Origin of the sequence: Pseudomonas sp. KK4 (assembly GCF_001984065.1) — a bacterium.
GTDB lineage: Bacteria > Pseudomonadota > Gammaproteobacteria > Pseudomonadales > Pseudomonadaceae > Aquipseudomonas.
In genome coordinates this window covers 1-11,065 of sequence record NZ_LYVP01000145.1, presented here as the reverse complement: position 1 = coordinate 11,065, position 11,065 = coordinate 1, and the positions used below count along the sequence as shown (strand labels likewise).

General features: G+C 60.6%; 10 protein-coding genes and 1 pseudogene. 3 read left to right on the top strand and 8 right to left on the bottom strand.

Annotation, left to right across the window (positions count from 1 at the left end; translation table 11 throughout):
* Positions 1-95: 95 nt before the first annotated feature.
* The 8 genes from pdxJ to lptF form a co-directional block, all read right to left on the bottom strand.
* Positions 96-842, bottom strand: coding sequence for a pyridoxine 5'-phosphate synthase (gene pdxJ, locus B0W55_RS26490; RefSeq protein ID WP_077048874.1), 747 nt, complete (start codon positions 840-842; stop codon positions 96-98).
* Positions 843-893: 51 nt separating this feature from the next.
* Positions 894-1,577 (bottom strand): DNA repair protein RecO, encoded by a 684-nt coding sequence (gene recO, locus B0W55_RS26485; protein ID WP_077048873.1) that lies wholly within the window; start codon positions 1,575-1,577, stop codon positions 894-896.
* 171 nt (positions 1,578-1,748) lie between these two features.
* Entirely contained in the window at positions 1,749-2,651 is a 903-nt protein-coding gene (gene era, locus B0W55_RS26480; RefSeq protein ID WP_077048872.1) for a GTPase Era, read from the bottom strand.
* On the bottom strand, positions 2,644-3,333 hold the full coding sequence (rnc, locus tag B0W55_RS26475; protein ID WP_077048871.1) for a ribonuclease III: 690 nt from the start codon (positions 3,331-3,333) through the stop codon (positions 2,644-2,646). Before rnc ends, era begins: the two co-directional genes overlap by 8 nt.
* A 185-nt stretch (positions 3,334-3,518) precedes the next feature.
* Positions 3,519-4,373: a signal peptidase I gene (lepB, locus tag B0W55_RS26470; protein WP_077048870.1), complete on the bottom strand. Its 855-nt coding sequence runs from the start codon at positions 4,371-4,373 to the stop codon at positions 3,519-3,521.
* A gap of 5 nt (positions 4,374-4,378) precedes the next feature.
* Positions 4,379-6,178, bottom strand: a complete 1,800-nt coding sequence (lepA, locus tag B0W55_RS26465) for a translation elongation factor 4 (RefSeq protein WP_077048869.1) — start codon at positions 6,176-6,178, stop codon at positions 4,379-4,381.
* Positions 6,179-6,347: 169 nt separating this feature from the next.
* Entirely contained in the window at positions 6,348-7,409 is a 1,062-nt protein-coding gene (gene lptG, locus B0W55_RS26460) for an LPS export ABC transporter permease LptG (protein WP_077048868.1), read from the bottom strand.
* A complete protein-coding gene (gene lptF, locus B0W55_RS26455; RefSeq protein ID WP_077048867.1) occupies positions 7,402-8,520 on the bottom strand; it encodes an LPS export ABC transporter permease LptF in 1,119 nt (372 codons plus the stop codon). The genes lptG and lptF overlap by 8 nt, the downstream gene beginning before the upstream one ends.
* A gap of 410 nt (positions 8,521-8,930) precedes the next feature.
* Here lptF and B0W55_RS26450 point away from each other — a divergent pair, with 410 nt between their 5' ends.
* The 3 genes and pseudogenes from B0W55_RS26450 to B0W55_RS26440 form a co-directional block, all read left to right on the top strand.
* On the top strand, positions 8,931-10,421 hold the full coding sequence (locus B0W55_RS26450; RefSeq protein ID WP_077048866.1) for a leucyl aminopeptidase: 1,491 nt from the start codon (positions 8,931-8,933) through the stop codon (positions 10,419-10,421).
* Between the two features lie 60 nt (positions 10,422-10,481).
* Complete coding sequence (locus tag B0W55_RS26445; protein WP_077048865.1) at positions 10,482-10,910, top strand: DNA polymerase III subunit chi; 429 nt, start codon at positions 10,482-10,484, stop codon at positions 10,908-10,910.
* Between the two features lie 8 nt (positions 10,911-10,918).
* Positions 10,919-11,065 (top strand): annotated as a pseudogene (locus tag B0W55_RS26440) (DNA polymerase III subunit chi); the annotation flags it as partial.

The following is an 11,065-nucleotide window of genomic DNA, read 5'->3' as shown; positions in this document are numbered from 1 at the left end:
GTTTATCATTCAACAACATTGTTGCCTGACACACCGCTTTCGCGAGCAAGTCGAATCGTCGCACCGCCGCTCCCACTTTGGTGATGCGCTCCGCTTCAGGCCTTGGCAGCCGCTGCCAGAATCAGCGCCTTCATCTCCGACACCGCCGATTTGAAGCCCACGAACAACGCATGAGCCACCAGCGCATGGCCGATGTTCAGTTCGTTGATGCCCTTGATCGCCGCTACGGCCTCGACGTTGTGGTAATGCAGGCCATGGCCGGCATTGACGATCAGCCCCTGGGCCAGGCCGAACGCTACGCCATCCGCCACCCGCTGGAGTTCTTCAGCCACTTCAGTCGGGGTCTCGGCATCGGCGTAGCGACCGGTGTGCAACTCGATGGCCGGTGCACCGACACGGCGCGAGGCCTCGATCTGCCGCTCGTCGGCATCGATGAACAGCGACACTTCAGAACCTATTTTTGACAGGCGTTCCACCGCCGCCTTGATCCGCGCCTCCTGCCCCGCCACGTCCAGGCCACCTTCGGTGGTGAGTTCCTGACGGGTTTCCGGCACCAGGCAGATGTGCGCCGGACGAATGCGCTCGGCGAACGCCATCATTTCTTCGGTGACGCCCATTTCGAAGTTCATGCGGGTTTGCAGCACGTCCTTGAGCAGCAACACATCACGCTCCTGAATGTGCCGGCGGTCTTCACGCAGGTGCACGGTGATGCCATCGGCACCCGCCTCTTCGGCATCCAGTGCGGCCTTGACCGGGTCCGGGTAGCGAGTGCCCCGGGCCTGACGCAGGGTGGCAACGTGGTCGATGTTCACGCCAAGAAGAATGCGGGTGCTGGTGGTCACAGAAGCGCTCCAGAAGAAGAGAAAGTTCGGTGCACAGCATACACGGGGATTTTACGGCTTTCGAAACAACTCTCGGGAAACCAGCGGACGGCCGCCCAGATGAACAGCCAGCGCCTGACGCATCAGGCGTTTGGCGGCGGACAACGCACCGGGCGCGGACCAGTCGGCTTCAGCCATGGCCAGCAGCTCGACGCCGTTGAACAGACCGGGTTGCAGCAGATACACCCGCTCCAGCCCCGCATCCACTTGCAGCCGGTACAGACCGTCCGGGGCGATGGGGTCGCCGTGGATATCGGTGCTCAGGGCAAAGCCGTAGCCGAGGTCGTCGAGCAAACGCCATTCGAAGGATCGCAGCAACGGCTCCAGTGGCCGCCCCTCGGCCAGGGCCAGCAAGGTCGCTGCGTAATGATCGAACACGCCGGGATGAGGGTCTTCGGCGGGCAGCAGGCGAATCAGCAACTCATTGAGGTAGAGGCCGCTGAACAGTGCCTCGCCGTTGAGCCAGGTGGACACCCCGGCGCTCTCCATGCGCCCGACGTTCTTCAACTCGCCCTTGCCACGAAACTCGACTTCCAGCGGTACGAAAGGCCGAGCCAGCGTGCCGGCCTTGCCCCGCGCACTGCGCAATACCGCCCGCAGTCGCCCCTGGGGCGTGAGGAAGTCCACCAGCGCACTGCTTTCGCGGTAGGCGCGGGAATGGAGGACGTAGGCGGGTTGGCCGAGGGGTTGGGACATGGAAATCGCAGATCTCAATGAAGAAACGCAGTTTTACAAACAGCCCAAAAACAATGTGGGAGCGGGCTTGCTCGCGAAGGCGGCGTAACAGCCAACATCACTGCTGAATGTTACATCCTCTTCGCGAGCAAGCCCGCTCCCACAGGGGATCGGTGCTGATCCGAAAACGTATTACAAGTCGCCGTAACCCAACGAACGCAACGCACGCTCGTCATCGGACCAGCCACCCTTAACCTTCACCCACAGATTAAGCATGATCTTGGAGTCGAACAGCAGCTCCATGTCCTTGCGCGCTTCGGTGCCGATGCGCTTGATGCGCTCGCCCTTGTCGCCAATGATGATTTTCTTCTGGCCGTCACGCTCGACGAGGATCAAGGCATGGATGTGCAACGTCTTGCCCTGCTGCTTGAACTCTTCGATTTCGACGGTGATCTGGTACGGCAGCTCGGCGCCCATCTGCCGCATGATTTTTTCACGCACCAGTTCGGCGGCGAGGAATCGGCTGCTGCGGTCGGTGATCTGGTCTTCGGGGAAGAAGTGATCGTTTTCCGGCAAATGCTCGGCAATCACCCGCTCCAGCGCATCGAGGTTGTGCCCGTGCTGCGCCGAAATCGGGATGATTTGTGCATTGGGCAGCTGTTCCTGCAACCAGGACAGGTGCGGCATCAGCTCGGCCTTGTCTTCGATGCGGTCGGTTTTGTTCAGCGCGACGATCAGTGGGCCGGTCACGTATTGCACGCGTTCGAGGACCATCTGGTCCTCTTCGGTCCACTTGGTGCGATCCACTACGAAGATCACCACGTCGACGTCTTTCAACGCCGCCGACGCGGTCTTGTTCATGTAGCGGTTCAGGGCCTTCTCGCCACCCTTGTGCATGCCGGGGGTGTCGACGTAGATCGCCTGCACGGCGCCTTCGGTCTTGATGCCCAGCATGTTGTGGCGGGTGGTCTGCGGCTTGCGCGAAGTGATCGCCAGCTTCTGACCCAGGATGTGGTTGAGCAACGTGGACTTGCCCACGTTCGGACGGCCAACGATGGCAACATAGCCACAGCGAGTTGCAGTTGAATCAGTCATTGCCATTCTCCACACCCAGGGCAATCAGTGCTGCGGCGGCCGCTACCTGTTCGGCAATACGACGGCTCACACCCTGACCTCGGCTTTTTTCATTCAGTAAGATGATTTCGCATTCGACGAAGAACGTCCGGCAATGCGGCTCACCCTGGATATCCACCACTTCGTAACGCGGCAGTTCGCAACCACGGGACTGCAGGTATTCCTGCAGGCGGGTTTTCGGATCTTTGTTGGTGTCGACCAGCGTCAGGCCTTCGAACTCGCCGGCCAGCCAGGCCAGTACGCGCTCACGCGCCACTTCCATGCCGGCGTCCAGGTAGATCGCACCGATGAGGGCTTCCAGTGCATCGGCCAGAATCGACTCGCGACGAAAACCGCCGCTTTTCAGCTCGCCCGAACCCAGGCGCAGGTAGTCACCCAGATCGAAACCACGGGCCAGTACGGCCAGGGTCTCACCTTTGACCAGGCGTGCGCGCAAACGCGACAACTGACCTTCGCGGGCCAACAGGAAGCGATCGAACAAGGCCTCGCCGGCGACGAAGTTGAGGATGGCATCACCGAGAAATTCCAGGCGTTCGTTGTTGCGCCCGGCAAAGCTGCGGTGAGTCAGGGCCAGGACCATCAGCTCCTGATCCTTGAAGGTGTAACCGAGCTTACGCTCGAGACGGCTTAAGGAGACGCTCACGGTTTACCCACGCTGAGTTCGTGGTTGGATTCCACCGCCATCGCCGAAAGTCGGCGCAGGCTTGGGACAATTAACGCTGTGTTCAAAAATAACGTCCTGAATATCATTGGCTGCATGCCTTCGGGGCCGAAATCCATCGGCTCCAGAAATGCATTCGGCGCTGTGTTCAACAGCGCCGCGTGTGATTACTGGATCAGGCCAACCCGCGAGAAATTCGGCAGGTGGCTGAGTTTGGGTTCCGGCCAGCTCATCCAGACTGCAAAGGCCTTGCCGACGATATTCTTGTCGGGAACCATGCCCAGCAGATCCTTGGGAATGCTCGGATCATCCCAGTAGCGACTGTCGTTGGAGTTGTCGCGGTTGTCGCCCATCATGAAATAGTGCCCGGCGGGCACGGTCCAGGTATGGTCCGGCGTCGCACGGTAGCGGCTCATTTCCTTGCGGATCAGGTGCTCGGCGGCACCGAGCTTTTCCTTGTACAGCTCAGCGCTGCCCAGCGTGCCCGGCTCGGAGCCGATCAGTTGCTCGGCAATCGACTGGCCGTTGACGAACAGACGCTTGTCGGCTGTGTAACGAACCTGATCACCCGGCAAGCCGACCACACGCTTGATGTAGTTGACGTTCGGGTCGCTTGGATAGCGGAACACCATCACATCGCCGCGTTGTGGCTCACCGACTTCGATGACTTTCTTGTCGATCACCGGCAGGCGGATCCCGTAGGAAAACTTGCTCACCAGGATGAAATCGCCGACGTCCAGGGTCGGTTTCATCGAGCCGGACGGGATCTGGAACGGTTCCACCAGGAACGAACGCAGCACCAGCACGATGAACAACACCGGAAAGAACGATTTGCCGTACTCGACCAGCAACGGCTCCTTGTTCAGCTTCTCGACCACCACCACATCAGGCTGGCTGACGCTGCCCTGATAGGAGGCAATGGCGGCCCGCCGACGCGGCGCCAGAAACAGCAGATCGAGCAACGCCAACAGGCCGCAGACGAACACGGCGATGACCAGCAACAGCGGGAAATTTAGTGACATAGGACCTAACTATCCAACCTGAGCACGGCAAGGAAGGCTTCTTGTGGAATTTCCACGTTGCCGACCTGCTTCATGCGTTTTTTACCGGCCTTTTGCTTTTCCAGCAGTTTCTTCTTACGGCTGACGTCACCACCGTAGCATTTGGCCAATACGTTCTTTCTGAGTGCCTTGACGGTTGTACGCGCCACAATCTGACCGCCAATGGCGGCCTGGATTGCCACGTCGAACATCTGCCGCGGAATCAGGTCTTTCATCTTCTCGGTCAACTGGCGACCTTTGTAGTGCGCGTTGTCCTTGTGCACGATCAGCGCCAGGGCATCGACCTTGTCGCCGTTGATCAGCACATCCAGCTTCACCAGATTAGCCGATTGGTAACGATCGAAATGGTAATCCAGCGAAGCATAGCCGCGGCTGGTGGATTTCAGACGGTCAAAGAAGTCCAGAACCACTTCGTTCATCGGCAAATCGTAGGTCACCTGAACCTGGCTGCCGAGGAACAGCATGTCATGCTGGATGCCACGCTTTTCGATGCACAGGGTAATGACGTTGCCCAGGTGCTCTTGCGGCACAAGGATATTGGCCCGCACGATCGGCTCGCGCATGTCTTCGATCGACGACAGATCCGGCAGTTTCGATGGGTTATCGACGTAGATCGTTTCACCGGTCTTGAGCAGCAGCTCGAAGATCACCGTCGGCGCCGTGGTGATCAGGTCCAGGTCGTACTCGCGCTCCAGGCGCTCCTGAATGATCTCCATGTGCAGCATGCCGAGGAAGCCGCAACGGAAGCCAAAGCCCAGGGCGTCGGAACTTTCCGGGGTGTACTGCAGGGACGAGTCGTTCAGGGTGAGCTTCTGCAGCGCTTCACGGAAGTCTTCGAAGTCGTCGGAGCTGACCGGGAACAGGCCGGCGTAGACCTGAGGCTGAATGCGTTTGAAGCCTGGCAGCACATCGACGTCCGGGGTGGAGCTCAAGGTCAGGGTATCGCCCACTGGCGCACCGTGAATGTCCTTGATACCGGCGATGATGAAACCCACTTCACCGGCCTTGAGGTCCACGGTGGCGGTGTGTTTCGGGTTGAACACGCCGACGCTGTCCACCAGGTGGATCTTGCCGGTGGACTTGACCAGAATCTTGTCGCCCTTCTTCACCCGGCCATGGCGAACGCGCACCAGGGACACAACGCCCAGGTAGTTGTCGAACCAGGAGTCGATGATCAACGCCTGCAACGGATCTTCGATGTTACCGGTCGGCGCCGGAATGGTGGCAACCAGACGTTCGAGCACTTCATCGACGCCCAGACCGGTCTTGGCGCTGCACGTGACCGCGTCGGTGGCATCGATGCCGATGATTTTTTCGATTTCTTCCTTGACGCGGTCCGGATCGGCCTGTGGCAGGTCGATCTTGTTGAGCACCGGCATCACTTCCAGGCCCTGCTCGATCGCCGTGTAGCAGTTGGCAACCGACTGCGCTTCCACGCCCTGACCGGCGTCGACCACCAGCAGCGCACCTTCACAGGCCGCCAGCGAGCGGCTGACTTCGTAGGTGAAGTCAACGTGGCCTGGGGTGTCAATGAAGTTCAGCTGGTAGTTGATACCGTCTTTGGCTTTGTAATAGAGGGTGACGCTGTGCGCCTTGATGGTGATTCCGCGCTCACGCTCAAGGTCCATGGAATCCAGTACCTGGGCTTCCATCTCACGCTCGGCCAGGCCGCCGCACATCTGGATGAAGCGATCGGCCAGCGTCGACTTGCCATGGTCAATGTGGGCGATGATGGAGAAATTGCGGATATGACTCAAATCACTCACGGATCAACACTCAAAAAGGCTGCAGGCATAGCCCGCCGAAAAATAGCCGGGAATTGTACCTGATCCACGACGCTAGCGTCACGTTCGCAGGTCAGACGGCACCTACAAAAACGCCCCGGTCTTGCGACGGGGGCGTTTTTCATGGGCCAAATGCTGGAAACGTCTGGCCTTAACCGGCGCGACGCAACAGCCAGAGCCCCGCCAGGGCACAGACACCGGCCGGCACCAGCACCGCAAACAACGGCGAGAAACCGAACACCAGGCTCGATGGGCCGAGCAAATCCTGGGCAATGCGGAAAGTGAAACCCACCAGGACGCCGGTAAACACCCGCTGACCGAGGGTCACCGAACGCAACGGACCGAAGATGAAGGAGATGGCCATCAGCACCAGGGCGGCGGTCACCAGTGGCTGCAAGACCTTTACCCAGAATGCCAGCCAGTAACGGCCGTTGTTCAGGCCCTGATCCGCCAGGTAGTGGATGTAACCCCACAAGCCGGTGATCGACAGGGATTCAGGGGCCATGACCACGGTGCTCAGCAGCTGCGGGCTCAATGCCACGTCCCAGCGTTCCATCGGGGTGTTGACCACTTCGGTGCTGCGCTCATGGAACAGCGTGGTGGTGACGTCGCTCAGCTGCCAGTGATCCTTGTCGAACTCGGCGCGCCTGGCGAAGCTTGCCGCCAGCATGTGCCGCTCCTTGTCGAAGTGGTAGCGGGTCACGCCGTACAGAATGCCGTTGGGTTGCACCGAGTTGACGTGGATGAACTCCTCGCCCTGACGATGCCACAAACCATGCTTGGCGCTTTGCGCATCGCCACTGCCCTGGGCCAGGGAACGGTTGGCCTGGGCGGTGCTTTCGGTGGCTGGCGCGACGTACTCGCCAATCAACACCCCTACCAGCATCAGCACCAGCATGGGTTTCATGACTGCCCAGACGATCCGCCCAATGGACACACCGGCTGCGCGCATGATCGTCAGTTCGCTGTTGCTCGCCAGGCTGCCGAGGCCGATCAGGCAGCCGATCAGCGCCGCCATCGGCAGCATGTCGTACAGACGCCGCGGTGCGGTCAGCAACACATAACCCAGGACATCGACCAAGGTGTAGGTATCGCTGACATCGCTCATCTCATCGATGAACGCGAACAGGGTCGCCAGCCCGAGGATGATCCCCAGCACCGCCAGGATCGCCATGAATACGCTGCTGCCGATGTAGCGATCGAGCTTAACCACGGGCCACCTCCAGCGCGCTGCGACGGCTCGCCATCTTCAAGCGCAGGGGTTCCCAGTACAAAAGGCCCAGGCCAATGATCAGGAAGATCCCATGGACCCACCACAGCCCCAGCGCCGTTGGAATCTTGCCCTTTTCGAGGGCGCCGCGAGCGGCAATCAGGATGGTCAGGTAAGCCATATAAAGAAGAATCGCCGGCAGCAGCTTGAGGAAACGGCCCTGACGCGGATTGACCCGCGACAGCGGCACCGCCAACAGAGTCACGACGAAGACCAGCAAAGGCAGGGAGATACGCCACTGCAGCTCGGTGCGCGAACGGATGTCGTCACTGCCCAGCAGAGTGGCGGTAGGCATGGCGTCACGGTCAGTCACTTCGTCGCTGACGTCCGGCTTGGGCAGCAGAACGCCGTATTCCTTATAGTGAATGGCGCGGTAATCGGCCTGACCGGGATTACCGTCATAGCGGTAGCCGTTGTCGAGGATCAGGTAGCGGTTGCCGTCAGGGCGGATTTCCTGACGGCCCTTCTCTGCCACCAGCACCGAGATCCCGCGGTCCTTCTGGTCGGACGAGAGATTTTTTTGCGAAATGAACACACCGGACAGATTGATGCGGTCATCGGACAGTTGCTCGGTGTAGGTCACCCGGGTGCCGTCGCGCAACGCCTGGAAGCGACCGGGCTCCAGAGTATCGAATTCAGTCAGGGCATCCTGCTTGTTCAGCAGCAGTTGAAACTGGTTGGCGCCTTGCGGTGCCAGGCTCAGGCTCAACCATGCGACCACCAGTGCCACGAGGGTGGCGGGAAACAGGGTCATGCGAAACAGACGTTGCTGGCTCATGCCGGTAGCGGAGAGCACGGTCATTTCGCTTTCAAGGTACAGGCGACCGTAGGACAGCAGGATCCCGAGGAACAGCCCCAGAGGCAGGATCAGTTGCAGAAAGCCCGGCAGGCGATAGCCCATGATCAGGAACAGCGAGCTCGGATCCAGTTGGCCCGACGCCGCTTGCGCGAGGTATTTGATGAAGCGTCCGCTCATGATGATGACCAGCAGCACGGCGCTGACGGCGCTCAAGGTCAACAGGACTTCGCGGGATAGATAACGGAAGACGATCAAACCAGACACTCCAGGGTTGTCAGGCTAAGGCGGCCGAACAAGCAAACACATCAGACAGCCCGCATGGCAGAGCTGCCGAAAAAAGATGGCGCATTATCCTGTGATTGGGTGCGCCTGTCACTGCGCAATGCATGGAAACGCCTGTAGGACCAACCCTGCTCACGAAGGTTGCCAATGAAAATCCGGGGCGCTTGGGACCCTGTGCCGCTCTTGGGCTCGCCGCAAGCGAGTGAGCGCCTGCAATGCTGTCAATTGCATGAAGATCGTACGACCGAGGGTTGTCAGGCGCCGGTAGCGAGGTTCAAACTGCGGCCTTCGTCGCCAGCCACGCTGGCGCCTCTATTTATAAGCAAGCGACGCACGCCACTGTCGAGCGCTTGCGAGTTGACCATCAATTCAGGGACCTGGACATGGAACTGGTTGTAAAAAGCGTTAACCCGGAAACGTTGAAGACCGCCACGCTGGTGGTCGCCGTCGGTGAAGGCCGCAAGCTCGGTGCCGCCGCCAAACAACTCGACGAACTCAGCGGTGGCGCCATCAGTGCCGTCCTCAAGCGCGGCGACCTGGCTGGCAAAGTCGGCCAGAGCCTGCTGCTGCACAGCCTGCCGAACCTCAAGGCCGAGCGCGTATTGCTGGTGGGCGTGGGCAAGGACGAGGAACTGGGCGACCGTCCATTCCGTAAAATCGTCGCCGGCGTGCTCAACACCCTCAAAGGGCTGGGCGGCAGCGAAGCGGTGCTGGCCCTGGACGAAATCGTAGTCAAGGGTCGCGACAGCTACGGCAAGACCCGCCTGCTGGCCGAAACCCTGGTGGACGGCGAATACCAGTTCGACCAGTTCAAAAGCCAGAAGGCCGAACCCCGCGCCCTGAAGAAAATCACCCTGGTGACCATCAAGGCCGCCCAGGCTGAAGTACAGCGCGCCGTGACCCACGCCACCGCGATCGCCAACGGCATGGCCTTCACCCGCACCCTGGGCAACCTGCCGCCGAACATCTGTCACCCGACGTTCCTCGGCGAACAGGCCAAGGACCTGGGCAAAGAGTTCAAGGACCTGAAAGTCGAAGTCCTCGACGAGAAGAAGATCAAGGCCCTGGGCATGGGCTCGTTCTACGCCGTCGGCCAGGGCAGCGCCCAACCGCCGCGCCTGATCGTCATGCAGTACAACGGCGGCAAGAAATCCGAGAAGCCGTACGCACTGGTCGGCAAGGGCATCACCTTCGACACCGGCGGCATCAGCCTCAAGCCTGGCCTGGGCATGGATGAGATGAAGTTCGACATGGGCGGCGCCGCCAGTGTCTTCGGCACCCTGCGCGCCGTGCTGGAACTGAAACTGCCGATCAACCTGGTGTGCATCCTGGCCTGCGCCGAGAACATGCCGAGCGGCAACGCGACCCGTCCAGGCGACATTGTCACCACCATGAGCGGCCAGACCGTGGAAATCCTCAACACCGACGCCGAAGGCCGTCTGGTGCTGTGCGACGCACTGACCTACTCCGAGCGCTTCAAGCCGCAAGCCGTCATCGACATCGCCACCCTGACCGGTGCCTGCGTGGTTGCACTGGGCGCCCACACCTCGGGCCTGCTGGGCAACAACGACGAACTGATCGGTCAACTGCTGAGCGCCGGCAAGGCGGCCGACGACCGCGCCTGGCAGTTGCCGCTGTTCGACGAGTATCAGGAGCAACTGGACAGCCCGTTCGCCGACATCGCCAACATCGGCGGCCCGAAAGCCGGCACCATCACCGCAGCCTGCTTCCTGTCGCGCTTCACCAAAAACCTGAACTGGGCGCACCTGGACATCGCCGGTACCGCCTGGGTCAGCGGCGGCAAGGACAAGGGCGCCACTGGCCGTCCGGTTCCCTTGCTGACCCAATACCTGCTGGACCGCGCCAAAGCCTGAAACCGATGACCTCGGGCGGCGCTGCCTTCAAGTGACGCCGCCCTTGGCTCAGGAACCGCAATGACCAAAGTCGACTTCTATATCCTGCCCAGCGCCGATCCTTCGGCACGCCTGGACTTCGCCTGCAAGCTCACCGAAAAAGCCTGGCGCATGGGCCACCGCGTCTACCTGCACTGCACGGATGTCGCCCAGCGCGACGATCTCGATGCGCGCCTGTGGGCGTTCAAGGGCGAAAGCTTCGTGCCGCACGGCCCTGCCGACAGCGAGCCGGACAGCCTGATCGTGCTGGGGGTGGGCGACGACTGCGGTCAGCACCAGGATTTGCTGGTCAACCTCGACCTGAAGGTCCCGGGCTTTGCCCAACGCTTCGCCCGCGTGGCCGAAGTGGTGGTCGAAGATCCCGTGATCCGCCAGGCCGCGCGGGAGAGTTTCCGTTTCTACCGCGAACAGGGCTATCCTCTGCAAGATCACCGTTTACAGCGACTCTGAGCATTCCGATGGACACTCCAAAACCGCTGCAAAATTCCGCGCACTTGCTGGACGACCTTGAGTCGATCCGTCAGTTGCTCGGTGATGACAACCTGCAACCGCCGCTGCTGACCGACACGGTCGAAGCCGGTGACCAGGAACAGATTCCCATGTTG

Coding starts and splice junctions, on each gene's coding strand:
- recO (WP_077048873.1), bottom strand. CDS start 1,577: ATGTCCCAACCCCTCGGCCAACCCGCCTACGTCCTCCATTCCCGCGCC.
- era (WP_077048872.1), bottom strand. CDS start 2,651: ATGACTGATTCAACTGCAACTCGCTGTGGCTATGTTGCCATCGTTGGC.
- lepB (WP_077048870.1), bottom strand. CDS start 4,373: ATGTCACTAAATTTCCCGCTGTTGCTGGTCATCGCCGTGTTCGTCTGC.
- B0W55_RS26450 (WP_077048866.1), top strand. CDS start 8,931: ATGGAACTGGTTGTAAAAAGCGTTAACCCGGAAACGTTGAAGACCGCC.
- B0W55_RS26445 (WP_077048865.1), top strand. CDS start 10,482: ATGACCAAAGTCGACTTCTATATCCTGCCCAGCGCCGATCCTTCGGCA.